Here is a 26,708-nt window from a genome sequence, read left to right as displayed (position 1 = left end):
ATATACTCCAGTCGCGATTGTCAGGGTACGGGCGTCCCCAACGTTCGGTTCTTGGCATGGAGGGACGGAAGGGACGTCCGGCATCTTTTCTGTGTGGGTCGAAGAACCAGAGTTATGCAACACAGCAAGAGCGAGCGAACACTTATATTCCCCGGTCCATAAGATCGATAGAGGAGAGGATTAATTGAGTCTGCGTGCAGATTTGCTCGAGAAGCGGGAAGAGATCCTTGCAATCGCAGCCAGACACGGTGCCCGCAGGGTCAGGGTCTTCGGATCGGTTGCCCGGGGCGAGGAGACCCGGTCAAGCGACCTCGACCTCCTCGTCGAGTTCGAGCCGGGGAGGAGCCTCCTCGACCAGATCGCTCTCGCCCAGGACCTGAAAGACCTGCTCGGCCGCGAGGTCGATGTGGTGACCGAGAAGGGGCTGCACTGGTACGTCAAGGAACGCGTCTGCCGGGAGGCCGTGCCGCTGTGAAGGATGCCCGGCTTTACCTCATCCATATCCTTGAGTCTCTTGGGAAGAGAGGACTACACCCACGGAGGGCGGGATGCGTTCATGGACTCTCCGATGGTGCAGGACGCGGTGGTCCGGAACTTTGAGGTCATCGGCGAAGCCGTGAAGCAGATCCCGGACTCCCTGAAACTGGAGCATCCGGAGATCCCCTGGCGCCGGATCGCCGGCCTCCAGGACGTCCTGATCCACCAGTATATGAGTGTGGATTTAGAAGCGGTGTGGGCAATCGTTGAAGACGAACTCCCCAAATTCAGGCAGGCGATTGTCGGGATCCTCGTCGGACTGCAGGACCGCTGACCGCGGCACATCTCCGGGCCGGAGCGCCCGGCTCATGCCGCGCTTTCGGGAGACCCGGACCCTGCCGATGATCAGATCTTCCTCCGGGGAACCCCCTGCCCCTCTTGCTGAGCAGTATTGTATGGTTCGGCATCGGAGAAGATGATCTGCAAACCCCCTATATAGTGCCATAGACAATCCTCCTGTGGAGGAATCGATTGTCAGATACTCGTCTCCGTTATACGGTCCTTATGGAGCAGAATGAGGACGGAGGGTACACCGTGACGGTGCCGTCCCTCCCGGGGTGCATCAGCGAAGGGTCCACCCGGGAAGAGGCGCTGGCAGAGATCGAAGAGGCGATCTCGGGATACGTCGAGGTGGCCAGGAAGCTCGGCAAGCCGATTCCGGTTGAGATCTCCGTGCCCCTGAATACGAGCAATGCGGGAATATAAAACTTCCGAAAACCACCGGGAGAGGGTGGTCAGTGCTCTCAGAAAAGCCGGTTTTGAGGTGGTTGGCATCCGGGGCAGCCACCATTATCTCTATCATGCACACATTATCTTTATCATGCACACCGTGATGTGATCGTTACTGTCCCCGTGCATTCCGGGAAGATCCTTGCACCCAGGACGCTCCAGGCGATTCTCTTCCAGGCCGGGATCACCGTCGATGAGTTCCGGGCACTCTTGTAGCCGTTCCCGGTCTTCTGCCGTCTAGGGAACGGTGCAGTAAGAGGCGTGCCTCCGGGATTTATAGGTCTGGTGACGATGTATCATCCAGAAGCTGCACCGCTTCTTCTCTGAGGCGTGAGATCTCACCCTAACGGCACCTTCCCTCCACAAACAGACAGTTGAGAGCACAATGGCGTCGAGGCAGAAGGGACCGCCTACCGGGCCTTAAAGAATACTACAGGCCGGAAGGGTCAGGAAGATGGCTCGTCCGTATGATCTTCCGCACAGATCCGCTCTGCACAAACGACAAAATCCGTTGCCTTGGCGATGACCGAGACCACTTCTTCCCGCATAATGCTCCGGCAGATCGTGTAATCCACCTCCTCCCGGAGTTCTTCGATCAGGTTCAATGCCCGTCCGTGCTCTCGAGCGAGTTCACCTGTCTTGACGTATTCCGAGCCGATTGCCGAGATCAACCCGGTATGAGTCCTTGTCTCTACGCCTTTTCGGTGCAGAAGAGCAAGGGCTGCAAGATACATCGCATAGTAGGCTCGATTGATTGAATCTTCATAATGCCCCCCAGTGCAGAGGATACGCGCTGCATCGAGGCGCTGGTGCGATTTGACAAAAAGCGCCGTTATGACAGACCGGTCGTTCACTTAAACCGCCACGCCGTCATGAAGAACATGCCTGATGAAGGGGTACTGCCGGTGCGCTGCAAGATCGGTCCGGGAGATGACCTTGACCGAGAGCCGCTCCCCGGAGAGCATCAGCAGGTCGAAAGCAAGTCCCGTGAGGTATTCGCGAAGGCGAAAATCCTCCCTGGATGTAATCACAAGAATATCAATATCGGAGTCCGGCCGGTCGTCCCCCCGTGCCACGGAACCGAAGAGTATGATCTCTTCTATTGCATCACCGCACGCCTCTCGTGCCTTTGCCGCGAATTCGTGGATGACCGGTCGCCTGGCCGAAAGCATACGGTGGAGTTGTTGTGAGTGCGGGGCCATAATGATTACTGATCGAACCTCCACGGCCGGGACGACCGGCCGGGCTCCGGGCGGACTCCTACCGGCACGTCCGGAAACCGGCCGGGTTTTCCAGGACTCCCGTCTACCGGCTCCGGATAGATCGGTACCGGGTCATTCTCACGATCGAGGATGAGCGCCTCCTGATTCTTGTACTGGAGGCGGGAGACCGGAGCAGCATCTACCGGTAGGAAGGCGGCCCTGCGGGCCGGGAGTGCCCGGCCGGCGATGGCCGCAACCGGTTGTACAGGAAGTTGCAACCGCCGCCCGGGGGTGCGGGGTCCTGCGGGGCTCGGGGGCTTCCGGGTCGCCGTGGGTCACGCTCACGGTGCTCGAACGCCTTTCCCGGGAGGAACGTCGTTCCTGCCGGTGCCCCCGCTCCTGCCGCCCGTAACCGCACCTTGCGGTGCTCATGCTCACGCCGGTCGCGCACATGCAACAATCCGGCACCGATACGGCCGGGAATTCTCCCCACCTGCCGCACCCCGGGCGCGCCGCCGGGGGCCCGGGCGTATGTGCCGGGACCGGCGGGCCTTCCTTTCCCGGAAATGCCCGTCCGGGCCCGGGTCTTCTTTTCACCAACCTCTTTATGGTATGAAAGAATCTTTCACGCAGGCGCGGGTGATGCTATTAAATAGTTCTGGAAAGAAACGGTGCGATATCTTTAAATATAATGACAAAGTATGTAGTCTCGTTCACTCAAAACCCCAGCGGGGGTTTGAGAACACGAGGTTGTATGAGTATGATGAAATTCAGAGAGAATGAAGACGCAGTATCACCGGTGATCGGGGTCATCCTCATGGTCGCGATCACGGTGATCCTCGCCGCGGTGATCGCGGCGTTTGTGTTTGGGATGGGAACGAACATCGGGACGACGAAGACGGTTGCGGTTACCGCCAGTCAGAATGGGAATGACATTACCCTGACATACCATGGCGGTGCTGATGCCGCTACACTGAAATATCTCAAAGTTACTATAAAGGATAGTGGTACAACGAAATATATCTACTCAGAAGACGGCCAAAAAGCGACGATGGGTCCAGTTGCTGATGCAACAAAAGATTCGAATGGGATTATCCCTGTAGGTGCTTCTGTGAGTCTGACGGGAGGGACAACCCAGCAAGATCACGTCGTCGTTGTGGGTCACTTCGCTGACGGCTCCGACCACGTCGTGCTCGACACTTACGTGTAAGCACCTCCCATGAACAACCATCTTTTTTTGAAGAAAATACTATTCATAACGCTCCTCTGCTCTCTCCTCTCCCTCACCATCGGCTACCCCCTCCTCTTCCTCACCGACGAGTGGATCACCTCCGACCAGTTAAACCACCTCGTCACCGGCGACGACCTCCTCTTCGGCTACGACCCCTACGGCGCCTCCGACTACGCCGCCTCCCACCACGACACCCTCTGCTACACCCTCGCCCTCCCGGTCGCCTCGCTTCCCGCCTACTACCTCTTCTCGCTCTTCGGCGACGACTTCCGCCTCGCCGTGGTCATGCTCTGGTCCGCCCTCCTCCTCGCCCTGCTCCTCATGATCGAGTTCTGGTACCCCGAGTATGCACGCTGGCGGGGGATCCCCTGGACCTGGGCCGGCATCGTCTCATGGGGGGTGCTCTTCGTCCTCAACGCCGCGCTCTACCGACAGTTCTGGTTCGTGCGGGGGGTGCACCCCTACGACGTGAGCGTCTACCCCGAGGTTGCCGCGATCGTCTTTACCAACAGCGTCGCCTTCGCCCTCCTCGCGGTCGTCGCCTTCCTGATCTTCAGGGAAGTCCTCGGCTCCGACCGGTGGGGGCTCTTCGGGCTCGCCGCGACGGTCTGCTGCTCTTCGTACCTCTTCTGGTCGGGAAACGCCAAGGACCACGCGCTCGTCGCCCTCCTCTTCGCCGTCGCGCTCTACTGCTTCACCCTCTACCTCTCGCGGGAGAACATCCTCTACCTCGTTATGTCGTTCATCGCGGTCGGGTGGACGGCCTTCGCCCGCCCGGAACTCGGCCCGGCGCTCGCCATAGGGTTCTTCCTCTTCGCCCTCGCCGCGGCGGTAGGGAAGGGGCGGCGGGAGGCCGGGAAGGTCGTGCTCGCCGCCGTCGGGGTCCCGCTCGGCGCCCTTCCGCTGCTCGTGAACAACTGGGGGCTCTCCGGCAACCCCCTCGTCCTCCCCTGGACGGCGGGGTACGCCGCTGCCAGCGGGAAGGCGCCGCAGGGCCTCTGGAACACCCTGCTCGGGCACTATACCCTCCGGCCGGATAGCCTCCTCACCGGCCTCTACGGCGCCTTCTTCGAGCCCGCCCGTGCCGGGGCCGCCGCGTTCTTCCAGGTCTCGCCGCTCTCGTTCTTCGCCCTCCTCCTCGCCGCCGCTGCCGGCTACGCACTCATCCGCAAAAGACCGGCCGGGATCAGCCACCGAGACACACGGCTCCTCGCCTTCTTCGCCCTCGCCGCCGTCCTCGTGGTGCTCACCTACGCCCGGTCCATCCCCGGGATGCCGGCAAGCCCCGGGATCGTCCCCGACATGCGCTACCTCTCCCCGGCCTACCTCCCCATGCTCGTCATCGGGGTCTACGCCTTCAAGCACGCCGGGATGGACGCCGACGGGGTGCGGGAATCCCTCAAAACCCTCTTCTGGCTCGCGGTCATCGACCTCCCGCTCATATTCGTCGTCCTCCAGGTCATCGCCGGACAGAGCCGCGGCGGGCAGGTCACGTTCATCACGACTCTCACCTACCTCCTCCTCACCGGAGCCGCGGTGCTGTATGCCGCCGTGCTTGCAAAACGCGCCTCCCCCCGCCTCCTCGCCTACGCCGTCCCGGTGCTGATGTTCTTCCCGCTTGCCTGGGAACTCGTCGTCGACTTCCGGTTCGCCACCGGCTGCTGGGAGGGGTACCACTTCTGGATACCGGTGGTGCAGTATATCTGGTACGTCCAGTACGCGATCTTCCCGCTGTGAGGGGGGACGGGACCCTGTCGCCGGACCCTGTAGTTATATCAACTTATACAACAAATGGTCACTCATGCCAGCGCGTAGCCCGAGCACACACAGCCCCCAGCTCGACACGATCCGGATGGTCGAAGAGTTCATTCGGGAGCACAGCGGCGAATACAAACGGCGGGCCTTGTGGGAGAACCTGCCGAAGAGAGTGATGTACCAGACGTTCAAGACGATCATCGAGTATCTCGATGAATCAGGGAAGATAGCAAGCGATTCACAGGGGAAGATCTGCTGGATTCACAACCCGGACCTCGTCCGGAAGTATGCACTGCGTGAAGACCTGCGGATCCGATGAAGTGCCGAATCTATTTTGCAGACGAGCAGGTGCGAGAGGCCTTCGTGGCTCTCAAGGCCTCCCGGGATCCCGGGGATCGTCGGTTAGCCGGGCTGCTGGATCAGGCCCTCGACAGAATCGCTGCAAATGCCTTCTGCGGGATCCAGGTGCCGAAGAAGCTGATCCCAAAAGACTACCACAAGAAATACGGGCCGCTGGATAACCTCTGGAAGTACAATCTCACCCGATCATGGCGGCTTATGTACACCGTAGCCCGCGACAGCGATACGATCGCAGTCATCATCGAGTGGCTGGATCACACCAGCTACGATCGTCGGTTCGGCTACTGAGTGTAACCTCCCGACGGGGTCCTGGCGTGCCGGGGCACAGATCGCCCCGATAAACACACCCTCTTCAGACAGAGATATGTAGATTGAAGCACCAGAAGATCGATATACCCAGAGGTGAGATGACCATGACCCAGGTGAAAGAGGAGATCATCAGTGAACTGAACGACCTCCCGCCCCGGACGTATGGTGAGGTGCTCGATTTCATCCGGTATCTCAAGTTCCGGCGCCGGAAGGCCGCCCCGGACACCGCCCTCGCGAGCGAGCCTGTGCTCCAGAAGGACTGGCTTCGGCCCGAGGAGGAAGAGGCGTGGAGCGCACGGGAACTGTGAGCAGTTCCCTGTCAGGCAAATTTCCAATTTGCCGTGATTTGTAAAGGGCGATGTTGTCGTTGTGCCGTTTCCCTTCTCGGACCTGTCGACGGTGAAGCGGCGACCGGCCCTTGTCGTTGCGGCACCCGGCGGAGACGATGTCATTCTTTGCCAGATCACAAGCCAGCAGATCCGGGATCGCTACGCCGTTGGTATTACCAAACTTGACTTTACAGAGGGAACACTCCATAAGCCGAGCAATATCCGGCCAAACCGGCTTTTTTCGGCCAGTGTCGACCTGATTCTTTATCGCGCCGGCCATCTTAACGACCAGACCGTCACGTCGGTTATCGATGGGATCATCGAGATCCTGGAGGCAAAGTAACTCCCTGTCCCAACGTTCTGCCGGGATCCGTAGTTTTTGTCTCCGCACCCCTTCACGTTCAGCCCGCCATTATCAATCCCTTCTTCTCCAGACTCATCCATGATAAGCTCCCTCTTCACCACGACAAGACCCTTTTTAGCGATCCTGACGTCTTCGAACCATGTTCGTTTCCAGAAGCACGCGGGCATGGATGCCAACGGGGTGCGGGAATCCCTCAAAACCCTCTTCTGGCTCGCCGTCATCGACCTCCCGCTCATCTTCGTCGTCCTCCAGGTCATCGCCGGCCGGAGCCTCGGCGGGCAGGTCACGTTCCTCACGTACCTCACCTACATCTTCCTCGCCGGGACCGCGGTGCTCTATGCCGCCGTCTTCGCACCTGGCGGTGCTCCTGCTCCGGCCCCGCACCTTCGGTGCTCAAGCTCCGTTCCCACGGAACATCGCACCCTGCGGCCAGTCGCACTCGCCCGCCGGGCCTCCCCCCGCCTCCTCGCCTATGCCGTCCCGGTGCTGATGTTCTTCCCGCTTGCGTGGGAGGTCGTTGTCGACTTCCAGTTCGCGACGAGCTGCTGGGAGGGCTACCACTTCTGGATACCGGTGGTGCAGTATATCTAGTACATCCAGTACGCGATCTTTCCGTTTTGAGGGGGGGTTAGCGGTCTCAGGTTCGTCGCACCCTCCCGGACGGCCCCACTCTTCACGGCCCGGCGGGGTTCGCCATACCCGCCGGTATGCCGCTCATTGTTGCCGTCGCAGGGTATATCCTGAAGGCCGAGGGCGATGAGGATGAATACGACAAGGAAATCGACGGCGACTACGAAGAAGAAACGGGAGGTGGAGAGTGATGCGTTCCCCGCCTCTCCGTTGTGCCTGCCTTCGCAAGGTTGAAAGTGCAGATATGAACGCGATATGAACGCGCACATAATGTAGTTCTATTGTTATGAACGCGTTCATAACTATGTGCATACGTTCATACCTCAGGTTCTCTCCAGACATAACGTGTTCCTCGTCTTACTCCGATCTGTTCAAGTTGGGGATGCTTCCTGGCAACCCGGCGAAGCAGACGAGTTGCCTGCGATCCACTGATGCGGCAGAGGTCCGCAGCTTCCGATCGCCGAATCGACCCGTGCTTCTGAACGTACTCGATAACCATCTGTTCCTGCTGCAGAGGCTCAAATCCTTTAGCCCTGACGTACTCGGCCTCCATATGGAACCGCCGGTACACCGATGTGGAAAGGTGGTAGACGCGTCCTCGCCCTTCGCCCCGTCCCTCCACGAGGCCACGCTCATGCAACCGCTCCAGCACGCGTCGGGCCGCTGTCTGGTTCTTCTGAATCAGGCCCGCGGTGGCACAGGCCGTGATGCGCCGGTCAAAGAATAGCGCATTCATGATGAGCAATTCGTCAAGCGAGAGCGACTTGCCGTTTCGGTCCTGCTCGAAGACAAATGCTGCAAAATCCAGGGACGATTCTCCTCCCGGCAGGTCAACCCTGACCGTCGCACCATCACTGGCATGATAATCCGGTGGAGGTCGCCCGTATCTGAGCTGCCCCATGTAGATCTTATCGACACCACGACCGGTCTGCTCGGTGATACCTATCCGCTTAAACGCCTCTGCGAGGCGGGGATTCCTGGGTTTCGGCTCGTGGACAAGAATGTTGTCCGCCGTAATCCCTTCCAGGAACCCACCAGGGTTGGTGATGTAGAGGTGGTCGTGGTACCACTGGATATACACAGCGTCCGGCCGGGAATAATCCCGATGAAGCACCGCATTGTTGACTGCCTCACGGAAAGCGTCAATTGAATAGTCCGGGATCGGTACCCTGAACAGTCCGACGAGGACTTCTTGCTCTTCATTCCTGGCTAAAAACCGTGACTCGATCTCGTGTATTATCCGGATGAGCGGAAAATGAAACGTGTCATTGACCCGCACGTTACCCTGATCATCAAGCACCTGAAAGTGGACCTCGTGAGTTGGGAGTTGGTCGCGGAGAACCGACTCCCTCCCGAGCAGAAGCAGTCCGGCAATCGTCGGCACCAGTTGGCCGTTCTTCGTCTCCACTAGCCGCAGGGCTTTTGCTAGCTCCTCATTTGAAAGATCGAGAAGACTCCGGTCACCTCCGGGTTGGGTCACCGTCTGCCGCAGGCGCTCGAACTCGAGAGGGTCGAGACACTCAAAGGAGAGGTGCCCCAGGGGTTGAGCCGTAAAATCAAACAACCCGAGGTCGATCCGCCGTGATCGCTGGTCCCGGGGGTAAAAGGGGGCCGATGCAGGTTTCCCGTCCCCTCCGATGACCCGCCGGAGCGCTTTCCCCTGTGCGGTCGCACAGACCTCCGGGTACGGCTCGACCTCAATGGCAATGACCTCGCCATCCGGGTGATCGACGACCGAAACACGCGCGAGGATGTTCGGAACCGTATTGTGGAAGATCGCAGACCTTACCTTCATCGGATCGGTAACCGTGCCATGCCGGTGATGTGCGCCGATCACCTGCCCGTCATCCTCGACACCAATGAGGATGCTGCCCCCGTCGGTGTTTGCCATGGCAACGACTTCTTCATAGATCTCCTTATCTGAAAACGTCCGCCTATCTGATTTGAACTCCACATCGAGCCGTTCACCTTTTGTGATGAGCTCTTGCAACCTGCTCCGATCCATTACATCGACGCCTCCAGTATCGCATTCGCCCTGATATGATGGTGCTCAACCCAGACCAGGGGTTTCCCACCCGAGCCCCGATTGGTTCCGGGAAGAATGGGCTGATAACGATGGTATCAGGCATAATTTTTGAGATCTTCTTCCCCGATTTCATGTAACAGCACCCACAGACACCGCCCTTCACGCGAGAAGAGCACGGTACATCCCGTATAAGTGATACATAAGCTTCAACCAAAAGCGTTACTATTCTCTGCAGCAGGTTATATGGCACTGTTTTACAGTTGGGTAGTAACCGAACAAGTGACCGAACAAGTGAAGCGTCTTCTGATCTGTTTAGAGGAGAGGCCATTCGGAACGAAAGATGCAATGCAATGCCTGGAGCTCAGTCACCGGCCCACATTCCTGTACGATTATCTGAGGCCGGCGATTCAGGCGGGCTTTGTTCAAATGACACAGCCTGATTCGCCCAAAAGCCCGACACAGAAATACCGCCTGACTGAAAAGGGAAGAAGATGCCTGGAAAGAGGGGGGTGATACCCCGGATGGGAGTGACGGCGGTGACCGTCGATACCACGTCCAGCAGACTTACCCCCTGCCAAGCCCCCTCACGATCACCGCCACCACCCCGCCGACCGCGCTGGCCCCGACATGCGCTACCTCTCCCCGGCCTACCTCCCCATGCTCGTCATCGGGGTGTATGCACTCAAGCACGCCGGTCTCGACGGCGACGGGGTCCGGGAATCTCTCAAAACTCTCTTCTGGCTCGCGGTCATCGACCTCCCACTCATCTTCGTCGTCCTCCAGGTCATCGCCGGCAACAACCCCGGCGGCCAGGTCACGTTCGTCACGACGCTCACCTACGTCTTCCTTGCCGGGACCGCGGTGCTCTATGCCGCCGTGCTCGCACCTGGCGGTGCTCCTGCCCCGGCCCCGCACCTTCGGTGCTCCTGCTCCGTTCCTACGGAACATCGCACCCTGCGGCCAGTCGCACTCGCCCGCCGCGCCTCCCCCCGCCTCCTCGCCTATGCCGTCCCGGTGCTGATGTTCTTCCCGCTTGCGTGGGAGGTCGTCATCGACTTCCGGTTTGCCACGAGCTGCTGGGAGGGCTATCACTTCTGGATACCGGTGGTGCAGTACATCTGGTACGTCCAGTACGCGATCTTTCCGCTATGAAGGATGAGACAGAAGCAACTCCTCGATAAGCTTATATGTCATACATACATACCATGCACTGTAGTGAGTAAATCCTTCCTGAAAAGGATGAGGCCGCCTTGAGGCGGGTGGGACAAAGTAAGGAAGGGGTCACTATTTTCTACTTTTGACGACCTTCGAAATAATCAAGGACAACCGTTATATTTCCTTCGATGATGTGATAGTGATCTGCCATGGGCGCATGTCCTCTATAATGTCTATGGATTGCTCCTGCTATGAAATCAACTGCCTGTACGCAGAGGTTCTGTTTCGAATCAACATGGGTTACTTCTAATTGATAGTTTCCCGTGTGATACGAATTGTCTCGATCCAGAGAGCGATATATAAGGTATTTGTCGAACTCTTCCCGGCTCACTCCATCAAGAGACTTATCTATGATCACATTAATTTCATGGGAAAATCCGTATTTCGAGATTATATTTGCAACAAGCGAGCCTGTGAGATAATTATACAATATCTGACGGTTATTCCTTAGATTATCGTAAACCTGTTCTTTCCTGAGAACCACATATGCAATTTCGATCTCTGTTTTTGAAAAATCGTCTAAAATACGCCTCCTGTACGTATCATCTGTATTGTGATATTTGAGTTCTGCAATATTTTTGTACTTCTTTGGGAGTTTTCTCATGGTTCGTTTCATACAGGTCCTACATTTTTGAACCTGTTCCGGGCCCTGTGCGATTATTGCTGCGATGATAAAGTAGGGAGAGAGCTCTCCAGTAAATCCAAGATCCCCGGATTCGTCGATGTAGATATTAACTCCCCCGGGGGAGGGCATGATCTCGGGTATAATTATCACCTCAGAAAACAGCCGTGGGCTGCCGAAGATACGAATTCTGTAAAAATACTGGTGTTTTCAACAATTAAACTCTTTACGATTGTTTCCAGACTGGACGGTTGAAATGCGGAACAAAACAGAAGTTCAGGTCACCAAAAGGCAGATCCTGAAGGTCTGCCTGCAACGGTGGCTCCCGATCACGAACCTCTGGAAGTTGCTGTGGTCCGTAGTATCTACCGTTATTTCCCTGCCCGGTGTTGCGGTGCTTTACGTTGCCGTCTTCGCACCTGGCGGTGCTCCTGCTCCGGCCCCGCACCTTCGGTGCTCAAGCTCCGTTCCCACGGAACATCGCACCCTGCGGCCAGTCGCACTCGCCCGCCGGGCCTCCCCTCGCCTCCTCGCCTACGCCGTCCCGGTGCTGATGTTCTTCCCGCTTGCGTGGGAACTCGTTGTCGACTCCCGGTTCGCCACGAGCTGCTGGGAGAGCTATCACTTCTGGATACCGGTGGTGCAGTACGTCTGGTACATCCAGTACGCGATCTTCCCGCTATGAGGGGAACCGGGACCCGGCGGCCGGACCTAATAGTTATATTTACTGCTCGTCCTTATGGTAGAGATCGAGAAAGATCAGGAGATCCCTCTGCTCGTCATAGCAGTATGACAACCGGAATGGAGGGATATATACCTCCCTCGTCTGCTTTCTGCCATACCTCATCGGTTTTCCGATCTTCGGATCGTTGATGACCTTAAGGATCTGTTGTTTCACCCGGTCCTTTATTCTGCCGTCACGGATCTTCCTGATCGTTTCTCAAAGGACGCGCCGTAGGCAACGGTCACCATGATTCAAGATCATGAATAAAATCGGCATGGTCCTTCTTGATAAATTTGCCTTCTTTAAACTCCTGGAGCGCCCGCTCTGTCCTTTCTGCAAAGAGGATATCCTCTTTCAGCCCCGGCTCCAGTTCATCAAGCGGTTTTACAATAAAGCGGTCCCCCTCCCTGACGATGAGCAGTTGCGTACCCTCAGGAAACCCCCTCCGCATGAATGCCGGAATGACAATCTGCCCCTTTGAACTCAGTCTGGTGATACCGATATCCATAGATCCTCGTAAGAAACATCTTACTCGATCCCATATGAGGGTTTGCATGGCACCAGACACACCCTTCAGGAGCCTGTGAGCGGGCGCCTGCCCGCAGGGTTGGAGTGGCAGGCGTGTTCTCCCATCCCGGGGCTGCCCGCCCCGAAGTCGGCGGTCATCACAAGTTCGCCCAAAACAGTTTGCAAATTTTCAGTGTACCGTACAGGGCTTCCGGCACCCGGACCATGGCCGGGATCAGAACGCGGACCTTCAGCCCGACAACGACCCCTCCTCCTCGCCGGGGCGGCCGGCTACGCACTCATCCGCAAAAGACCGGCCGGGATCAGCCCCCGGGACGCACGGCTCCTCGCCTTCTTCGCCCTCGACGCCGACGGGGTGCGGGAGGCCTTGAAAACCCTCTTCTGGCTCGCGGTCATCGACCTCCCGCTCATCTTCGTCGTCCTCCAGGTCATCGCCGGCAACAACTTTGGCGGCCAGATCACGTTCGTCACGACCCTCACCTACCTCTTCCTCGCCGGGACCGCGGTGCTCAAGCTCCGTTCCTACGGAACGTCGCAAGTCGCACCTGGCGGTGCTCCTGCTCCGGCCCTTCGGCCCGTCGCTCCTCGCAAAACGCGCCTCCCCTCCGTCATCGTCAGGACCGGCGGCGGACGTTCACGGTTCTGCAAGCCCCGGGCGAGCAGACGTGGCTCCTCCGTAACCCTTCGCCCCGAGGCGGACTCTCTCTTTCTCCCAAAGAAGCCTCCTGCCGCCAGTGTGGTGGAACAGAGGGTCTCCGATGCATACCGTTACCTTAGAAAGTATACCCTCGACACATCAGGTTTTCCTGGGATGAAATACCGCATCATTCAGGGCGTGGCAGCTCCCACGGAGGTGGTTGAATATAACTCAGGCCATCACCTGAAGGTGCGCCTGAACTCTTCCCCATCAATCCCGGCCTGTTTGAGGATGCCATTCAGGGTGCCTCTCTTCAATTCCCGGTGCAAAGGTACAGAAAAGACCCGCCACCCCTTCTGCACGACAACATGGGACGAGGTCTGCCGTTGCGGAACGAAACCATGCCGGGCAAGGTACTTCACCATCTCTTCCCCAGAGACAACCGGCAGCGCTTATGCGACATCAGCTACGTCAACCTTCGATATCTCGTGACGTACAGTTGATGCCTGCCGACGCACCTCTTTCCACTGCACCTCAAGAACAAGTTCTATCGCTTCTTTGATATTGGCAAGTGCTTCTCCCCGTGTCTCGCCCTGGCTGATCGCTCCCGGGATTTCAACGCACTGGACGGTGAACCCGCCCTCTTCCTGCGGTTCGAGCACTACCGTATATCTCATGATCATACCATTGGTCACGTGGATTATACAAGTTTTTTGGGTAGCGGTTCAGGCTACTCAGTGAGCGGCGATCGGGATGAATGGTGTTCCGTCGGTGTTTGATTACACGTCCCCGGGGTTCAGCCTCGTCCTCCGGAACGATCCGTACACCAGAGAGCGGCTTGATTCACTCGGGCTGAATGAGCGGCAGATCGCTGCCGTAAACCACCTGAAGAGACGGGGTTCCATTTCAAACCAGGAGTATTAAAAACTAACAACGCGAAGAAGGCGACCGCAACACGGGATTTTAAGATGATGGTTCAAAGCCTGACCGGGATCGATCCGCGGGACGCACGGCTCCTCGCCTACGCCGTCCCGGTGCTGATGCTCTTCCCGCTTGCCTGGGAACTCGCCGTCGACTTCCGGTTTGCCACCGGCTGCTGGGAGGGCTACCACTTCTGGATACCCGTGGTGCAGTATATCTGGTACATCCAGTACGCGATCTTCCCGCTCTGAAGGGAGAGCGGCCCCTGGTTGACAGACCAGCGAGATGGTCTGATCGAGCAGGGGGTAGCGGGTTTCGTCGCATTCGAGACGAGGCAGAGGAATAGAATCTGCCTGAGCCTGTGCTCGAAGTGACCGAACAAGGGGATGACCACGATCGAGATCCTCAAATCCGACCGGGATCGGCCGGACGAACCCCGCCACTACCCGGACGAGCCCTACCCGGTCATCGTATGCCGACTCCCGGATCAAAGCGAGGACTCCGAGCCCCGGGACACTCGCCGGCGCGACCCCCACCACCTCCACCCATAGCCACGCTTTTATACCCCATAATGACCCATAACTCGTTATGCCCGAGGAGACGACCACGATCGAGATCACCAAGTCTGACCGGGACCGGCTGAACCGTCTGCGCCGCTACCCCAGAGAGCCATACCGGACCATAGTTCGCCGGCTGCTGGACCAGAGCGAGGACCCCGAGCCCCTGAGCCCCGAGACGATTGCCGATATCCAGGCGTCGCTCGATGAGATCAGGCGGGGCGAGTTTGTGACACACGAGGAGTTGAAGCGGGATCTGGGGATCGAGTGAGATACACGCTCATCTACTCAAAAAGAGCCCGGTATAAATTAAAGCATCTTCCAAAGGAGGTTGCCACCCGGATTATCCAGGCGCTTGAACTGCTGGCAGAGGAAGAAGACCCTCACCTGCAGGTGAAGCGCCTGACGAACTTACCGCTATTCTCCCTGCGGGTAGGAACGTACCGGGTCATCCTGGCATTTGAGCACCAACAACTCGTTATTATGGCGGTCGATCTCAATCATCGAAAGAATGCCCATGATAACCTATGAGATACCTCTGATGCTCATGCCCTCGAACCCGTGCCGGGACCCGGACAATCGAGGCCCCTCCACCGGAATAAGCAAGCGCCCGGGAGAAAACACTCAGGACTCATTCCCCGGCCGCAGCACTCGGAAACCGAACTTCGCGTTCTTCGCGCCTCCGCGTGAGTGAATTGGGATGCCGATAGAGGCCTTCCCCCCTCTACAACCTGCTCCACGATCCCCGGCGACAAGGTGAGCGAGGGACGGTTGACGAACACGGCGGTGGATTTGTCCCCGGCAACATCGCCCTCTCGATGGACACCCGCGATGCCGATCCACAGGCGTCAGCAGACCGCTCCTTGCCGGACGATTCCGGGAGATATCGTCAATAGATGACCTGCCCGGCGAGCTGTCCTGATGGAATGGACGATGCCGAAGAATATCAACGGCACAATCCCTGCAAGGATGGCGGTAGGTGCGCGGCAACCATATCAGCTGTCCGCAATTGTCCGGATACCGCTATCAGGATCAGGGACAGGTTCTCTAATTTCAGACAGTTTCATCCATGGATTACAGATTTTATACATCTCTCAGTCCGGGCTCTGCCCGCGATTGTCCACAATGATCGGAATGACGGATTGAGTGCATATCGCCGTAGCCTCCCCCCGTTTCACGGCAATGATGCCCATTTCGACAAGAGTGGAGAGATTCCTGCAAAGGCGACCACGGCCGCCGCCATGAGAAAGGCGCTCACCACCTCCAGAATACTTTTATTTGACCAGACGGTTACTACTACTTATGACTCCGGCTGTCACCATCGATGAACTCTATCTTGAAATCAAAAAGATACAGGAGACAATGGTCCGGCGGGAAGATCTTGACGCCCTTCTCGATACCGTTGAGATTCTCAGCAATCCCGAAACGATGGCGCAGATACAAAAGAGCGAAGAAGACATCGCAGCCGGACGATTCCGGGAGATATCCTCAATAGATGACCTGCTCGGCGAGCTGTCCTGATGGAATGGACGATCAGGAGGACCGATACATTCGTCGAGAGCCTCTCAAAGGTCAAAGACAACAAAGAAGTAATAATCGAACTCGGAAAAAAACTTCAACGCCTGAAACAGGACCCCCTCAATACAGGCGGTTGGCTTTCGGGTGCACTGCACGGGAAGAATGCAACCCGGATTGCAAAGCGTTATCGACTGATATTCCTTCCCGACGAAAGAGAAAGAACAGTGTACCTGATAGCAGTCGATCATCGCCGGCACGTCTACAGGTTGCGGTGAAGGCCTGGAGCACCAGGTTGCTCCCCTTCCAGGCAGTTGCGAGTCGAAGACCTTCGGTCTTCTGCCGCTCGCAAACGAGCGCCAGTCGCGCACAAAAAAAATCCCCGCCTGCAGATGAAGACCGCCCGACGCATTAGAGCGTCTTATCAACCAATATCCACGACTCGTTATCCTCAAATTTCCCCACGACCACGATCCGCGTCGCGTCCGGAACAGACCACGATTTGGTCGCCCCCGCCCGGGTTTCAAGCGTGAAATTCTCGTTTTCCGGATCCGTCCCGCCGATCCAGCACGTAATCTCCGTGATCCGGTCCATGTTCATCCCGCCGTGCACAATGAACGTGACGTTATCCCCCGACCGGGTCGCCGTCACCACGACGGTCTTGGGCTCCTCCGGGAGCCCGATCCCGAAGACCAGCGATGCCACGATTGCCGCGAGGGTGACCACGACCGCCACCATCAGGATCGTGCTCAGCACCTCCGAGACCCCGCCCTCGATATCCGCGCCTGCCATTAAAAGAAATATCGCGATAAATCGGATAAAAGGCTGCTCATATCGAACCGGGCGGCAGGGAGGCTTCCCCGTTGCTCGGATTCTCCATTCTTGATGAGGGCGAAGAGGTGATCGAGAACCATAGTTACTGTAAACTACTGTAGCAAGGGGATAATGTTACGGTAGACAGGCTACTGCATCATAATATGACGATCCCGGTTATCATGGAACCCTCCGCAGAGGCAGCACCTCTCGGGCGGCGGGATCGAGGACGACGTCGAGCTCGAATACCTCATGCTCACGGACATCGGTCCTGAACCCTGCCGGGGTACGGCGCGTGCTTCGAGCTGGACGAGAAGCGCCGACCAGATCCGGCCACCGGTTCTTCTGCGGGGGTTTCGATAGAAAATTACTGTCCGTACCGATTCCGGGGCGAATACACGCCCCGAGCTGCCTCCCCACGATCCGTCAGACAACGGCCTGCGAAGGCCCCTTCCGGTCCTCTCTCTGCCCTTACGGGCGCATAAGAGATCCCTGTTTTTATTATAAAAATTTGAGAATAAATCACCGTAAAGGATATATATTTATACCACTATCCCCCATTCACCGGCTACCCTATAACCGGGTCTTAAATCGAAATTCGCGATCCGTCTGCCGGACGCCCCGGCGAGCACCTGCTTTAGCAAGCCCGTTTGTGCTACCGGCAGGTATCCGCCGCCGTCCCGCGGACAGGGAGCGATTGTCAAGGGGGAAAAAATGAAAAAACTTACGTATCTGACACTGTTATGTGCAGTCGTCATCGTCGGGCTGCTGGCACCGCCGGTTACGGCGGCGAAAACTGCTCCGGGAGATCTGGTACCGTTTGCCGTCTTCCCCGGGTCGCAGGAGAACCCCGACATCGACGGAACTATGGTCGTCTGGGAAGACGGCCGGGATGGGAACAAAGAGATCTACTTCTCGGACAGTCCGGGCACCTCCGGCACCAGGATAACAAACGATCCTGCCTCACAGGAGAGGCCGTCCATCTCGGGCAACTACATCGTCTGGCAGGATGACCGGAACGGAAACTGGGATATCTACCTCTATAAGCGCTCGACAGACGAGACAACCCAACTCACCAATGACGCGGGCAAGCAATGGCTCCCGATCGTCCGCGGGAACTACGTTGCCTGGTACGACGACAGCAGCGGCGATACCAACATCGTCCTCTACGACATCGCCGCCGGCAGCGTGAAAGACGTCATCGAGTGCGACGCGAAGACGACGATCCCCGGCGGGAGCACCGAGTTCAAGCCCGCACTCTCGGAGAAGTACGTCGCCTGGGTCGAAGAGGCCAACGAGAGGATCCAGTATTACTCCATCAACGACGGCGAGATAAAAGGGGCGGTATCCACGAGCACGGCGATTCAGTCCTGGCCCTCGCTCTACGGGAGCATCATCGCCTGGGAGGATAACCGGCACGGGAACCCCGACATCTACATGACCAATCTCGACGACCCGTTCGAAGGGGAGCATAGGATCACCTCCGACGGCTCCGACCAGGTTTCGCCGGCGCTCACCGGACAGATAGTCGCATGGGAGGACAAGCGGGACGCACCGAGAAGCATCTACATGTACGACCTCAGCCACCTCCCCGACGGTGAAGAGATGGCCGTGCCCACCGCCGGCGGCGAACAGCTTTACCCCGCCGCCAGCGGTAACATGATCGTCTGGCAGAAAGCCCGCGATACCACCTCGGACCTCTACATGTTCATGTACGATCCCGAGGGAGAGCCGATCGAGGTCGCGAGAATCGATGTCGAACCATCTGAAGCTACGCTGGATATCGACGACGAGGTGAAGTTCAACGCCACCTGTTACGACGAGAACGACGAAGCCATACCCGACCTGGAGGTCTCCTGGTCGTGTGGCAACGGAACCGTCGGATACGTCGACTCCGGCGGCTACTTCCTCGCTTACGAAGCGGGCACGGCGACCGTCATCGCGTCGGCGGGCGGCATCACTGGAACCGCGACCGTCACCGTCAACCCCGACGAACCGGTAGAACCGGTCGTGACGCGCATCGCGATCGACCCGTCCACGTTCACGCTCGATCTCAGCGCGACGAAACAGTTCACCGCAACCGCCTTCGACCAGTTCGAAGAAGAGATGGCCGGCGTTGAGTTCAACTGGTCGTGCAGTGACGAAACCATCGGTGAGATCGACAGTACCGGTCTCTTCACCGCGAAGGCCGCGGGCACGGCGACCGTCACCGCGTCGGCAGACGGCATCTTCGCGACCGCGACCGTCACCGTCACGGACGAAGAGCCGGTCGCAACCGAGATCGAGGTCACACCGACCGCAGCCACCCTCGATGTCGACGACACGCAGCAGTTCACGGCAACCGTCCGCGACCAGTTCGGCGGCGAGATGACCAGCGTCGCGGTCACGTGGGCGAGCGGCAACACGACCGTCGGAACCATCGATGAGTCCAGCGGAATCTTCACCGCTCTCGCTGCAGGCACAACGACCGTCATCGGAACGGCCGGCGGCCTCACCGGAACCGCGACCGTCGCCGTCGGCTCCGGCTCACCGGTAGACCCGGTCGCGACAGAGATCGCGATCACACCCGCCACGGCCGCCCTGGACGTCGAGGACATCCAGAAGTTCATCGTGACCGTCTATGACCAGAACGGCAACGCCATGCCCGCCGGGGAGACCGCCTGGTCGAGCAGCGACGAGAACGTCGGCACCATCGATGCGGACGGATTCTTCACCGCTCTCGCTGCAGGCACAACGACCGTCACCGGAACGGCCGACGGCCTCACCGGAACCGCGACCGTCACTGTCGACGAACGGCCCGCGTTCGCGAAGATCGCGGTCATGCCGTCCGCGGCAACGCTCGAGGTCGGCGAAGACCTGCAGTTCGAAGCCGTCGCGTTCGACCGGTTCGGCAACATCGTTGAGGACGCAGGAGTAACCTGGGAGTGCAGCGGCCCGTGTGTCGGCGAGATCGACTGCTGCGGTGTCTTCACCGCTCTTGACGCGGGCACGGCGACCATCACCGCATGCGGAGACGGCGCTGAAGGAACCGCAAGCGTCACCGTGAACTGCAACGACCCCGTCCTCTCCCGCATCGCCATCACGCCGTCGGCGATCACGCTCGCCAAAGGCGACACCGCGACGTTCACCGCGACAGCGTTCGACCAGGACGGCTGCGAGATGCCCGACGCCGAGATCGAGTGGGAGTGCAGCGATGAAACTGTCGGCGAAGTCGACGGTACCGGGTTCTTCGCGGCTTTCACCGCCGGCACGGCGACCGTCACCGCAACGGCAAACGGCGTAACCGGGACGACGGAGATAGAAGTCACCGATGAGTCCACGGGTGTCGTGGTCTCCCCGTCGGCGATCATCCTCGACGTCGGCGAGACATGGCAGTTCACCGCGACCGTGTATGACCTGCAGGAGAACGCCTCCGATCCCGCGATAACCTGGTCCTGCGAAGACCCGGAGATCGGCGATATCGACGCAGATGGTCTCTTCACCTCACACGGCGAAGGCAGCACGTCCGTCACCGCAACGGTTGCCGGAGAGACCGCGACCGCGACCGGGACCGCGACGGTGACCGTCCGGTCGACGTCGCCGGAACTTGCGCGGATCGAGGTCAGCCCGTCCGACTTCTGCATCCCCGCCGGGAACAGCCTGACGCTCATCGCCAGAGGACTCGACCAGTATGGCTTCCCCATGGACATCGATGTGACCTGGGAGAGCAGTGACCTGTGCGTCGGCACCATCGACGAGTGCGGCGTCTTCAACGCTCTCTGCGACGGTGAGGTGCGGCTCATCGCATCGGCTGACGGGATCTCCGGCGCCGCCTGCGTGACCGTTCTGCCCTCGCTCCCGGTCCCGGCCTGCATCGAGGTCGAACCGCTTGAAGCCACGCTCGCGCCCGGAGGAACCCGGGAGTTCACAGCCACGGTCTTTGACCAGTGCGAGAACGTGATGGACTGGGTCCGGGTAGCCTGGTCGTGCTCCGATGCGGACCTCGGCACGATAGACCAGGCCGGAATCTTCGCGGCGTTCGCAGAGGGATCAGCAGACGTGACGGCGTGTGCCGGCGGCGTGGAGGGAACGGCGTCGGTCACCATCACGGCGGCGCCCACGACCGATCCCACGCCGGATCCCGGGAACAACGGCGGATCGACCAAACACACCCAGAGCGATGGCGGCGGCAGCTCCGGCCCCTCCTTCTCCGCGGGGACCTGCGAGAACCTGAAGAGCGGCGAGACGTTCACGTTCTCGGACATCAGCGTCTCATCGATCGGTAGTGTTTCCATCACGGCGGCCGGCAACATCCCGAAACTGCTGCTTACCGTGAAGGAGACGGGGTGCCCCAACCAGGCTGAGCCTCCCGGCAGCGCCTACGAGTACGTCGAGATCGCCCTCTCGTGGGCGAACCAGAACGACATCAGCGGTGCGACGGTGACGTTCACCGTCCCGGCGAAGTGGCTCGAGGAGCATGGCATGCTCCCGGAGGACGTCAGGCTCATGCGCTACGTCGACGGCGACTGGCAGATCCTGGAGACCGAGGTCATCGGTGAGGAGAACGGGAAATACCGCTTCCAGGCAACCACCCCCGGATTCTCCACCTTCGCAGTCGCCGCGATGCCGGAGAACGCGACCGTAACCACGACCGCCACGCTCGAGGAGACGAACGCCACGGCCACGGTGACCCCGACCGAAGAGGTGACGGCGGAGCAGACGACCGCCGCGCCGACGACGACACCCGCGGCACCGCTCATCTACGCGCCCCTCCTCGCCCCGCTGGCCTTCCTCCTCTGGGGAAGAAGAAAGAACTAACCCCACCTTTTTTTTGGCGCGCCCACGGTGCGGTTCCCGGGACGACGAAGTCCGGGTTCAGCCGGGCTCCCGGTTACGGTCGTTGACTTCTGCAACGGCATCTTCGAGAGTGGCCCGGGTGATCCCTGCCGGTGGACAGCGCTTTGACGAACGGCAGACTCCGCCCGGGCCGACCAGGACCAGCTAGAAGGAGCGGGGCTGGCTTGATCCGTCCGCCCGCTACTACACGAACGCCCCGGCCAATCCACTCTACGACGCCGTGGAAAGAATCGTGGAACGGGTCGCCCGGCGGAGGAGCCGGCGGGACCCTGCCGCGATGCGCTGACCGGCAGGGCACCCGGGCGATGAGCAGCGGCTTCACTCAAAAACCCGTGACCATACCGTTCCCCGGGAGAATATACGCGGCCAGAGGCCTCCCCTTCTCCCGGCAGAAGACGGTCCGTGGAGAGCCTCTCAGGGTCTCCCTGCGGCCCTATAGACACATGAGAGATTCCTGTATTTATTATAAAAATTTGAGAATAAATCACCGTAAAGGATATATATTTATACCGCTATTCCCCCATTCACCGGCTACCCTATGACCGGGTCTTAAATCAAAATCCGCAGTACACTTGCCGGGTGCTCTGGTGAGCACCTGCTTTAGTGGTCTGTTTGTGTCTACCGGAAGGTATGCACCGCGATCTCGCAGGTGGAGAGCAATTCATGCAAGGGGGAAATAAATGACAGAACACAAACATCTGGCACTATTGTGTGCAGTCGTCGTCATCGGGCTGCTGGCATCGCCGGTTATGGCAATGCCTGCTCCAGGGGAGCACATTTACAGGGGCTTTGACAAGGCCCAGAACTACCCTGATATCGATGGCAGCACAATCGTCTGGGAAGACGACCGAAACGGGGACATGGACATCTATCTCGGGACGATCGACGAATTTCGATCCAGACCGACCGGTTATACCGGAGAGAGATTAACGGACAATCTTTCCTCACAGGAAAGGCCGTCCATATCCGGAGACTACGTCGTCTGGCAGGATGACCGGAACGGAAACTGGGATATCTACCTCTATAAGCGCTCGACAGACGAGACAACCCAACTCACTAATGACACGGGCAAGCAGTGGCTGCCTGCCATCCACGGGGATTACATCGCCTGGTACGACGACAGCAGCGGCGATACCAACATCGTCCTCTACGACATCGCCGCCGGCAGCGTGAAGGACGTCATCGAGCGTGACGCGAGGACAACGATCCCCTTCACGGCAGTGACTACCGAGTTCAAACCCGCCCTCTCGGAGAAGTATCTCGCCTGGGTGGACGATGCTGACGGAGAGAGGATCTGGTATTACGACATCCAGAACGAAGAGGTTGTAGGACCGATCTCCACGATTCAGGCGATCCAATCCTGGCCCTCACTCTACGGGAGCACCATCGCCTGGGAAGATTACCGGCACGGATCGGGAGACTCTGAGATCTACATGACCGATCTCGACGACCCCTCCGGTGGGGAAGAGCGAATCACCACAGCCCCCAGGAATCAGGTCTCACCGGCAATCAGCGGGAGCATCATCGCCTGGGAAGACACGCGGGATGAATCGCGGAGCATCTACCTGTACGATCTCTCCGCCGAGAAAGAGATGTCCGTATTTGTGCCCGAAGACGCGGCCAACGATGAGCAACTCTACCCTGCCGTCAGCGACAACACCATCGTCTGGCAGAGGGGCAAGAGCCCTGATTCGAACCTCTATATGTTCGTCTATGACCCTGCAGGATTGACCGAACCGGTACCGACGGCCATCGAGGTCACACCGCTCACGGCCACCCTCGCGATCAACGAGACGGAGCAGTTCAACGCGACTGTTCTTGACCAGGACAGCAACGCCATGACCGACGTTGCAATCAACTGGACGAGCGGCAATGAGACCGTCGGCACGATCGATGCAGACGGAGTCTTCACCGCCCTCGCCGCGGGCACGGCAAACGTCACGGCAACGGCAGGCAATGTAACCGGAGAAGCGACTGTCACCGTCAGTGCCGAGGAGCTGAGCCTGGACAGCATTCAGGTCACACCGCTCACAGCCACCCTCGCGATCAACGAGACGGAACAGTTCACCGCGACTGCCCTCGACCAGTTCGGCAACGCCATGACCGACGTTGCAATCAACTGGACGAGCAGCAACGAGACCGTCGGCATGATCGATGCGGAGGGTGTCTTCACGGCCCATGCTGAGGGGACGGCAAACGTCACGGCAACGGCAGGTGACGTAACCGGAGAAGCGACTGTCACCGTCAGCGCCGAAGAGCTGATCCTGGACAGCATTCAGGTCACACCGCTCACGGCCACCCTCGCGATCAACGAGACGGAGCAGTTCAACGCGACCGCCCTCGACCAGTTCGGCAACGCCATGACCGACGTTGCGATCAACTGGACGAGCGGCAATGAGGCCGTCGGCACAATCGATGCGGAGGGTGTCTTCACCGCCCTCGCCGCGGGCACGACAAACGTCACGGCAACGGCAGACAATGTAACCGGATCGGCTACCGTCATTGTCGAAGAGCCGATCCTGGACAGTATTCAGGTCACACCGACCGGGGCCACCCTCGGGATCGGCGATACCCAGCGGTTCATCGTGACCGCTCGCGACCAGGACGGCAACGTCATGAGCGATGTTGCAATCAACTGGACGAGCAGCAATGAGACGGTCGGCACGATCGATGCAGACGGATTCTTCTCAGCCCTCGACGACGGGACGGCGACCGTCACCGCAACAGCAGAGAACGTAACCGCAACGGCGAACGTCACGGTCAACAACGAGGATCCGGCTCTCGCCAGTATCGTTGTTACACCCTCGGAGATCACCTTCGGCTCCAATGAGACACAGCAGTTCACCGCGACCGCTTTCGACCAGTTCGGTGCCGAAATAGCCGGCGTTGAGATCGCCTGGACGAGCAGCGACGAGACCGTCGGCACGATCGATGCAGACGGACTCTTCTCAGCCCTCGACGACGGGACGGCGACCGTCACCGCAACAGTAGAGAACGTAACCGGGACGGCTGAGGTAACAGTCACCACTGCCTCATCGGGAGTTGTTGTCTCTCCGTCGACGATCACCCTGAACGCCGGGGACTCCCGGCAGTTCACCGCGACCGTCTATGACCCGGAGGGCAACGAGACATCCGACGCGGTCGTGACATGGACGATCAGCGACGAGATGGTCGGCACGATCGATGCAGACGGACTCTTCAGCGCGCTTGAGGAAGGCACAGCGACCATCACCGCAACGGCCGAGAACGAGACCGGAACCGCGATGGTGACCGTCGAACTCCCGCCGGCCCCGACCCGCATCGAGATCGAGCCGACCACGGCCACGATTCTGCCCGGAGAAACCCGGCAGTTCACGGCGACCGTCTATGACCAGCGCGACAACCAGATGGACTGGATCAGCGTCACGTGGTCATCCTCTGACCTGGACGCAGGTTCGATCGACCGTGCCGGGCTCTTCGCTGCGTTCGCGGAGGGAACGACGAACGTAATGGCATCGGCAGGCGACGCCTCCGCGGAGGCCACCGTCACCGTCTCGGCAACCGCCGTACCTGAACCCACTCCGGTCACCCCCGGAAGCAGCGGCGGCGGTGGCGGAGGCGGCAGCAGCGAGCCCACGTTCTGTGCGAGGACATGCGAGAATTTGAGAAGCGGCGATACGTTCATGTTCTCGGATCTGACCACCTCGTCGGTCGGCAGCGTCAACGTCACGGCAGCCAGCGCAATCCCGCGGATGATGCTGACCGTGAAGAAGACGACTGCACCCTCGGCGGCGGAGCCTCCTGCCGGTGACGTCTACGAGTATGTCGCGATCACCCCCAACTGGGTGGGCCCGAACGCCATCAGCAGTGCGGAAGTGTTCTTTACCGTCCCCACCGACTGGCTTGAAGGCCACAACATAACCGCAGAGGACGTCAGGCTCATGCGCTACGTCGACGGCGCCTGGCAGCCCCTGGAGACTGAGGTCATCGGTGAGGAGAACGGGAATTACCGCTTCCAGGCAACCACATCCGGGTTCTCCACGTTTGCCATCGCCGCGTCGCCGGTGGATGTGAAGGCGTCGGCGGAAGAGGTAAATGCCACAATTGAGACTACCGAGACGCCTGACGTTACCGGGACGCCTGAGGTGACCGGGAACGTGACGACGGAGCCGACCGCCGCCGCGCCGACGACGACACCCGCGGCACCGCTCGTCTACGCGCCCCTCCTCGCCCCGCTGGCCTTCCTCCTCTGGGGAAGAAGGAAGAACTAACTGACCCTACCTTTTTTTTTGCTGCTCTATCGCGGATGTGCTCTCCGTGGGCCCGCTTGCGGTGCCGGCAGGACCAAACACCATATGCCACCTTCAAGGGTCGCGGCAGCACCCGTCCAGCCAGAACCGGAGCGAAGTCGATACGCGGATGCCGACCGCGCTCTTTTCGTGGAGTTTTGTAAGAGAAGAGAGGGAAGGGGGCACCCCCCCATGCAACCTGTTCGACAGTCTTTCCGTGTTAGTACCCGCTCTAGCCACCCGCTACGGTCGTCGCTGCGCCTATTGGGGTTTCAATCTCCATCGGAGTCCCGGTCTCCATCGGGGTTTCGATCTCCATCGGAGTCCCGGTCTCCATCGGGGTTTCGATCTCCATTGGAGTCCCGGTCTCCATCGGGGTTTCGATCTCCATCGGAGTCCCGGTCTCCATCGGGGTTGTCATCGGCTCCGTGGGGGTCGGCTGGATGCCGTCTCCCTCCGGCATGGTGCATCCTGCCGCCAGTATGCCCACGCCCAGGATGAGAAGCACCGCCAGAAGGACTGAGATTTGCCTCATGGGAGGTGCCATCACACACATGGTATTTATAATTTGCTTACCCGTGCGGGTCGCGGCCGTTGGGG

At 59.2% G+C, this 26,708-nt stretch carries 35 protein-coding genes and 1 pseudogene; 24 read left to right on the top strand and 12 right to left on the bottom strand.

The window, feature by feature from the left end:
• Positions 1-184 precede the first annotated feature (184 nt).
• The 5 genes from HL657_RS11940 (at position 185) to HL657_RS11920 (ending at position 1,482) form a co-directional block, all read left to right on the top strand.
• Positions 185-475, top strand: a complete 291-nt coding sequence (locus HL657_RS11940) for a nucleotidyltransferase family protein (RefSeq protein WP_317297040.1) — start codon at positions 185-187, stop codon at positions 473-475.
• A gap of 3 nt (positions 476-478) precedes the next feature.
• Positions 479-811 carry a HepT-like ribonuclease domain-containing protein gene (locus HL657_RS11935; RefSeq protein ID WP_317297039.1) on the top strand — a complete coding sequence of 111 codons (333 nt, stop codon included), beginning with the start codon at positions 479-481 and terminating at the stop codon, positions 809-811.
• 230 nt (positions 812-1,041) lie between these two features.
• Positions 1,042-1,242: a type II toxin-antitoxin system HicB family antitoxin gene (locus tag HL657_RS11930; RefSeq protein ID WP_394804660.1), complete on the top strand. Its 201-nt coding sequence runs from the start codon at positions 1,042-1,044 to the stop codon at positions 1,240-1,242.
• Positions 1,229-1,375 (top strand): type II toxin-antitoxin system HicA family toxin, encoded by a 147-nt coding sequence (locus tag HL657_RS11925; protein WP_317297037.1) that lies wholly within the window; start codon positions 1,229-1,231, stop codon positions 1,373-1,375. Before HL657_RS11930 ends, HL657_RS11925 begins: the two co-directional genes overlap by 14 nt.
• Positions 1,372-1,482 (top strand): type II toxin-antitoxin system HicA family toxin, encoded by a 111-nt coding sequence (locus HL657_RS11920; protein ID WP_317297036.1) that lies wholly within the window; start codon positions 1,372-1,374, stop codon positions 1,480-1,482. The genes HL657_RS11925 and HL657_RS11920 overlap by 4 nt, the downstream gene beginning before the upstream one ends.
• A 230-nt stretch (positions 1,483-1,712) precedes the next feature.
• Here the strand turns inward: HL657_RS11920 and HL657_RS11915 are convergent, their stop codons facing one another.
• On the bottom strand, positions 1,713-2,120 hold the full coding sequence (locus tag HL657_RS11915; RefSeq protein ID WP_317297035.1) for a HEPN domain-containing protein: 408 nt from the start codon (positions 2,118-2,120) through the stop codon (positions 1,713-1,715).
• The gene (locus HL657_RS11910) at positions 2,121-2,438 is read right to left on the bottom strand and encodes a nucleotidyltransferase domain-containing protein (protein ID WP_317297034.1); all 318 of its coding nucleotides are present in this window, start codon (positions 2,436-2,438) and stop codon (positions 2,121-2,123) included.
• A gap of 790 nt (positions 2,439-3,228) precedes the next feature.
• Between HL657_RS11910 and HL657_RS11905 the strand changes: the two genes are divergently transcribed.
• The 7 genes and pseudogenes from HL657_RS11905 to HL657_RS11875 all read left to right on the top strand — a co-directional run bounded on the left by HL657_RS11905 (position 3,229) and on the right by HL657_RS11875 (position 7,407).
• On the top strand, positions 3,229-3,678 hold the full coding sequence (locus HL657_RS11905; protein ID WP_317297033.1) for a type IV pilin N-terminal domain-containing protein: 450 nt from the start codon (positions 3,229-3,231) through the stop codon (positions 3,676-3,678).
• 27 nt (positions 3,679-3,705) lie between these two features.
• On the top strand, positions 3,706-5,436 hold the full coding sequence (locus HL657_RS11900) for a hypothetical protein (RefSeq protein WP_317297032.1): 1,731 nt from the start codon (positions 3,706-3,708) through the stop codon (positions 5,434-5,436).
• Between the two features lie 64 nt (positions 5,437-5,500).
• Positions 5,501-5,773 carry a hypothetical protein gene (locus HL657_RS11895; protein WP_317297031.1) on the top strand — a complete coding sequence of 91 codons (273 nt, stop codon included), beginning with the start codon at positions 5,501-5,503 and terminating at the stop codon, positions 5,771-5,773.
• The gene (locus tag HL657_RS11890; protein WP_048115035.1) at positions 5,770-6,102 is read left to right on the top strand and encodes a hypothetical protein; all 333 of its coding nucleotides are present in this window, start codon (positions 5,770-5,772) and stop codon (positions 6,100-6,102) included. Before HL657_RS11895 ends, HL657_RS11890 begins: the two co-directional genes overlap by 4 nt.
• A gap of 125 nt (positions 6,103-6,227) precedes the next feature.
• Positions 6,228-6,431: a hypothetical protein gene (locus HL657_RS11885; protein WP_317297030.1), complete on the top strand. Its 204-nt coding sequence runs from the start codon at positions 6,228-6,230 to the stop codon at positions 6,429-6,431.
• Between the two features lie 55 nt (positions 6,432-6,486).
• Positions 6,487-6,795, top strand: a pseudogene (locus HL657_RS11880) (type II toxin-antitoxin system PemK/MazF family toxin); the annotation flags it as partial.
• 99 nt (positions 6,796-6,894) lie between these two features.
• Positions 6,895-7,407: a hypothetical protein gene (locus HL657_RS11875; protein ID WP_317297029.1), complete on the top strand. Its 513-nt coding sequence runs from the start codon at positions 6,895-6,897 to the stop codon at positions 7,405-7,407.
• Here the strand turns inward: HL657_RS11875 and HL657_RS11870 are convergent.
• Both HL657_RS11870 and HL657_RS11865 read right to left on the bottom strand, forming a co-directional pair.
• On the bottom strand, positions 7,404-7,715 hold the full coding sequence (locus HL657_RS11870) for a hypothetical protein (protein ID WP_317297028.1): 312 nt from the start codon (positions 7,713-7,715) through the stop codon (positions 7,404-7,406). The genes HL657_RS11875 and HL657_RS11870 overlap by 4 nt on opposite strands.
• Positions 7,716-7,762: 47 nt before the next feature.
• On the bottom strand, positions 7,763-9,451 hold the full coding sequence (locus HL657_RS11865) for an ATP-binding protein (RefSeq protein ID WP_317297027.1): 1,689 nt from the start codon (positions 9,449-9,451) through the stop codon (positions 7,763-7,765).
• A gap of 264 nt (positions 9,452-9,715) precedes the next feature.
• Between HL657_RS11865 and HL657_RS13470 the strand changes: the two genes are divergently transcribed.
• A complete protein-coding gene (locus HL657_RS13470; RefSeq protein ID WP_394804659.1) occupies positions 9,716-9,985 on the top strand; it encodes a Fic family protein in 270 nt (89 codons plus the stop codon).
• Between the two features lie 114 nt (positions 9,986-10,099).
• Positions 10,100-10,624, top strand: coding sequence for a hypothetical protein (locus HL657_RS11860; protein ID WP_317297026.1), 525 nt, complete (start codon positions 10,100-10,102; stop codon positions 10,622-10,624).
• Positions 10,625-10,763: 139 nt separating this feature from the next.
• On the opposite strand, the gene HL657_RS11855 is transcribed toward HL657_RS11860, so the two are convergent.
• Entirely contained in the window at positions 10,764-11,462 is a 699-nt protein-coding gene (locus HL657_RS11855) for a DUF3800 domain-containing protein (protein WP_317297025.1), read from the bottom strand.
• Positions 11,463-11,565: 103 nt separating this feature from the next.
• Here HL657_RS11855 and HL657_RS11850 point away from each other — a divergent pair, with 103 nt between their 5' ends.
• Positions 11,566-11,994 carry a hypothetical protein gene (locus HL657_RS11850; protein WP_317297024.1) on the top strand — a complete coding sequence of 143 codons (429 nt, stop codon included), beginning with the start codon at positions 11,566-11,568 and terminating at the stop codon, positions 11,992-11,994.
• Between the two features lie 39 nt (positions 11,995-12,033).
• Here the strand turns inward: HL657_RS11850 and HL657_RS11845 are convergent, their stop codons facing one another.
• The 5 genes from HL657_RS11845 to HL657_RS11830 all read right to left on the bottom strand — a co-directional run bounded on the left by HL657_RS11845 (position 12,034) and on the right by HL657_RS11830 (position 13,875).
• Positions 12,034-12,207, bottom strand: a complete 174-nt coding sequence (locus HL657_RS11845) for a hypothetical protein (RefSeq protein WP_317297023.1) — start codon at positions 12,205-12,207, stop codon at positions 12,034-12,036.
• Between the two features lie 67 nt (positions 12,208-12,274).
• Positions 12,275-12,541: an AbrB/MazE/SpoVT family DNA-binding domain-containing protein gene (locus HL657_RS11840; protein WP_317297022.1), complete on the bottom strand. Its 267-nt coding sequence runs from the start codon at positions 12,539-12,541 to the stop codon at positions 12,275-12,277.
• A gap of 249 nt (positions 12,542-12,790) precedes the next feature.
• Positions 12,791-13,099 (bottom strand): hypothetical protein, encoded by a 309-nt coding sequence (locus HL657_RS11835; RefSeq protein WP_317297021.1) that lies wholly within the window; start codon positions 13,097-13,099, stop codon positions 12,791-12,793.
• Positions 13,100-13,437: 338 nt separating this feature from the next.
• The gene (locus HL657_RS13465) at positions 13,438-13,623 is read right to left on the bottom strand and encodes a type II toxin-antitoxin system HicA family toxin (RefSeq protein ID WP_394804658.1); all 186 of its coding nucleotides are present in this window, start codon (positions 13,621-13,623) and stop codon (positions 13,438-13,440) included.
• A gap of 27 nt (positions 13,624-13,650) precedes the next feature.
• Positions 13,651-13,875: a type II toxin-antitoxin system HicB family antitoxin gene (locus HL657_RS11830; RefSeq protein WP_317297020.1), complete on the bottom strand. Its 225-nt coding sequence runs from the start codon at positions 13,873-13,875 to the stop codon at positions 13,651-13,653.
• A gap of 94 nt (positions 13,876-13,969) precedes the next feature.
• On the opposite strand from HL657_RS11830, the gene HL657_RS11825 reads away from it, so the two are divergent.
• From HL657_RS11825 to HL657_RS11795, 7 genes are all read left to right on the top strand, one after another.
• Positions 13,970-14,122 carry a hypothetical protein gene (locus tag HL657_RS11825; RefSeq protein ID WP_317297019.1) on the top strand — a complete coding sequence of 51 codons (153 nt, stop codon included), beginning with the start codon at positions 13,970-13,972 and terminating at the stop codon, positions 14,120-14,122.
• Positions 14,123-14,166: 44 nt separating this feature from the next.
• Complete coding sequence (locus HL657_RS11820; protein ID WP_317297018.1) at positions 14,167-14,370, top strand: hypothetical protein; 204 nt, start codon at positions 14,167-14,169, stop codon at positions 14,368-14,370.
• Positions 14,371-14,505: 135 nt separating this feature from the next.
• Positions 14,506-14,670, top strand: coding sequence for a hypothetical protein (locus HL657_RS11815; RefSeq protein ID WP_317297017.1), 165 nt, complete (start codon positions 14,506-14,508; stop codon positions 14,668-14,670).
• A 37-nt stretch (positions 14,671-14,707) separates the two neighbouring features.
• A complete protein-coding gene (locus HL657_RS11810; protein WP_317297016.1) occupies positions 14,708-14,947 on the top strand; it encodes a hypothetical protein in 240 nt (79 codons plus the stop codon).
• On the top strand, positions 14,944-15,207 hold the full coding sequence (locus tag HL657_RS11805) for a type II toxin-antitoxin system RelE family toxin (protein ID WP_317297015.1): 264 nt from the start codon (positions 14,944-14,946) through the stop codon (positions 15,205-15,207). Before HL657_RS11810 ends, HL657_RS11805 begins: the two co-directional genes overlap by 4 nt.
• 771 nt (positions 15,208-15,978) lie before the next feature.
• Positions 15,979-16,197 (top strand): hypothetical protein, encoded by a 219-nt coding sequence (locus HL657_RS11800; RefSeq protein WP_317297014.1) that lies wholly within the window; start codon positions 15,979-15,981, stop codon positions 16,195-16,197.
• Positions 16,197-16,469, top strand: coding sequence for a type II toxin-antitoxin system RelE family toxin (locus HL657_RS11795; RefSeq protein WP_317297013.1), 273 nt, complete (start codon positions 16,197-16,199; stop codon positions 16,467-16,469). The genes HL657_RS11800 and HL657_RS11795 overlap by 1 nt, the downstream gene beginning before the upstream one ends.
• Positions 16,470-16,602: 133 nt before the next feature.
• Here HL657_RS11795 and HL657_RS11790 read toward each other — a convergent pair whose 3' ends face one another.
• Positions 16,603-16,983 (bottom strand): type IV pilin N-terminal domain-containing protein, encoded by a 381-nt coding sequence (locus HL657_RS11790; RefSeq protein ID WP_317297012.1) that lies wholly within the window; start codon positions 16,981-16,983, stop codon positions 16,603-16,605.
• A 735-nt stretch (positions 16,984-17,718) separates the two neighbouring features.
• On the opposite strand from HL657_RS11790, the gene HL657_RS11785 reads away from it, so the two are divergent.
• Both HL657_RS11785 and HL657_RS11780 read left to right on the top strand, forming a co-directional pair.
• Positions 17,719-21,801 (top strand): Ig-like domain-containing protein, encoded by a 4,083-nt coding sequence (locus HL657_RS11785; RefSeq protein ID WP_317297011.1) that lies wholly within the window; start codon positions 17,719-17,721, stop codon positions 21,799-21,801.
• Positions 21,802-22,520: 719 nt separating this feature from the next.
• A complete protein-coding gene (locus HL657_RS11780; RefSeq protein WP_317297010.1) occupies positions 22,521-26,090 on the top strand; it encodes an Ig-like domain-containing protein in 3,570 nt (1,189 codons plus the stop codon).
• Positions 26,091-26,340: 250 nt separating this feature from the next.
• On the opposite strand, the gene HL657_RS11775 is transcribed toward HL657_RS11780, so the two are convergent.
• Complete coding sequence (locus tag HL657_RS11775) at positions 26,341-26,643, bottom strand: hypothetical protein (protein WP_317297009.1); 303 nt, start codon at positions 26,641-26,643, stop codon at positions 26,341-26,343.
• Between the last annotated feature and the right edge of the window lie 65 nt (positions 26,644-26,708).

The sequence above is a fragment of the Methanoculleus nereidis genome (assembly GCF_032944295.1).
Lineage (GTDB): Archaea > Halobacteriota > Methanomicrobia > Methanomicrobiales > Methanoculleaceae > Methanoculleus > Methanoculleus nereidis.
The sequence above is the reverse complement of the archived record's forward strand: the minus strand, read 5'-3'. Positions and strand labels throughout refer to the sequence as shown.

Excerpts from the sequence above, each read along its gene's own strand:
- HL657_RS13470 (WP_394804659.1), top strand. The coding sequence starts at position 9,716 with ATGGCACTGTTTTACAGTTGGGTAGTAACCGAACAAGTGACCGAACAA.
- HL657_RS11870 (WP_317297028.1), bottom strand. The coding sequence starts at position 7,715 with ATGTGCGCGTTCATATCGCGTTCATATCTGCACTTTCAACCTTGCGAA.
- HL657_RS11815 (WP_317297017.1), top strand. The coding sequence starts at position 14,506 with ATGACCACGATCGAGATCCTCAAATCCGACCGGGATCGGCCGGACGAA.
- HL657_RS11840 (WP_317297022.1), bottom strand. The coding sequence starts at position 12,541 with ATGGATATCGGTATCACCAGACTGAGTTCAAAGGGGCAGATTGTCATT.
- HL657_RS11820 (WP_317297018.1), top strand. The coding sequence starts at position 14,167 with ATGATGGTTCAAAGCCTGACCGGGATCGATCCGCGGGACGCACGGCTC.
- HL657_RS11895 (WP_317297031.1), top strand. The coding sequence starts at position 5,501 with ATGCCAGCGCGTAGCCCGAGCACACACAGCCCCCAGCTCGACACGATC.
- HL657_RS11860 (WP_317297026.1), top strand. The coding sequence starts at position 10,100 with ATGCGCTACCTCTCCCCGGCCTACCTCCCCATGCTCGTCATCGGGGTG.
- HL657_RS11790 (WP_317297012.1), bottom strand. The coding sequence starts at position 16,983 with ATGGCAGGCGCGGATATCGAGGGCGGGGTCTCGGAGGTGCTGAGCACG.
- HL657_RS11850 (WP_317297024.1), top strand. The coding sequence starts at position 11,566 with ATGCGGAACAAAACAGAAGTTCAGGTCACCAAAAGGCAGATCCTGAAG.
- HL657_RS11930 (WP_394804660.1), top strand. The coding sequence starts at position 1,042 with ATGGAGCAGAATGAGGACGGAGGGTACACCGTGACGGTGCCGTCCCTC.
- HL657_RS11905 (WP_317297033.1), top strand. The coding sequence starts at position 3,229 with ATGATGAAATTCAGAGAGAATGAAGACGCAGTATCACCGGTGATCGGG.
- HL657_RS13465 (WP_394804658.1), bottom strand. The coding sequence starts at position 13,623 with ATGGTGAAGTACCTTGCCCGGCATGGTTTCGTTCCGCAACGGCAGACC.
- HL657_RS11785 (WP_317297011.1), top strand. The coding sequence starts at position 17,719 with ATGAAAAAACTTACGTATCTGACACTGTTATGTGCAGTCGTCATCGTC.
- HL657_RS11885 (WP_317297030.1), top strand. The coding sequence starts at position 6,228 with ATGACCCAGGTGAAAGAGGAGATCATCAGTGAACTGAACGACCTCCCG.
- HL657_RS11830 (WP_317297020.1), bottom strand. The coding sequence starts at position 13,875 with ATGAGATATACGGTAGTGCTCGAACCGCAGGAAGAGGGCGGGTTCACC.
- HL657_RS11800 (WP_317297014.1), top strand. The coding sequence starts at position 15,979 with ATGACTCCGGCTGTCACCATCGATGAACTCTATCTTGAAATCAAAAAG.
- HL657_RS11795 (WP_317297013.1), top strand. The coding sequence starts at position 16,197 with ATGGAATGGACGATCAGGAGGACCGATACATTCGTCGAGAGCCTCTCA.
- HL657_RS11935 (WP_317297039.1), top strand. The coding sequence starts at position 479 with ATGCCCGGCTTTACCTCATCCATATCCTTGAGTCTCTTGGGAAGAGAG.
- HL657_RS11925 (WP_317297037.1), top strand. The coding sequence starts at position 1,229 with ATGCGGGAATATAAAACTTCCGAAAACCACCGGGAGAGGGTGGTCAGT.
- HL657_RS11810 (WP_317297016.1), top strand. The coding sequence starts at position 14,708 with ATGCCCGAGGAGACGACCACGATCGAGATCACCAAGTCTGACCGGGAC.
- HL657_RS11775 (WP_317297009.1), bottom strand. The coding sequence starts at position 26,643 with ATGAGGCAAATCTCAGTCCTTCTGGCGGTGCTTCTCATCCTGGGCGTG.
- HL657_RS11865 (WP_317297027.1), bottom strand. The coding sequence starts at position 9,451 with ATGGATCGGAGCAGGTTGCAAGAGCTCATCACAAAAGGTGAACGGCTC.
- HL657_RS11910 (WP_317297034.1), bottom strand. The coding sequence starts at position 2,438 with ATGCTTTCGGCCAGGCGACCGGTCATCCACGAATTCGCGGCAAAGGCA.
- HL657_RS11780 (WP_317297010.1), top strand. The coding sequence starts at position 22,521 with ATGACAGAACACAAACATCTGGCACTATTGTGTGCAGTCGTCGTCATC.
- HL657_RS11890 (WP_048115035.1), top strand. The coding sequence starts at position 5,770 with ATGAAGTGCCGAATCTATTTTGCAGACGAGCAGGTGCGAGAGGCCTTC.
- HL657_RS11875 (WP_317297029.1), top strand. The coding sequence starts at position 6,895 with ATGATAAGCTCCCTCTTCACCACGACAAGACCCTTTTTAGCGATCCTG.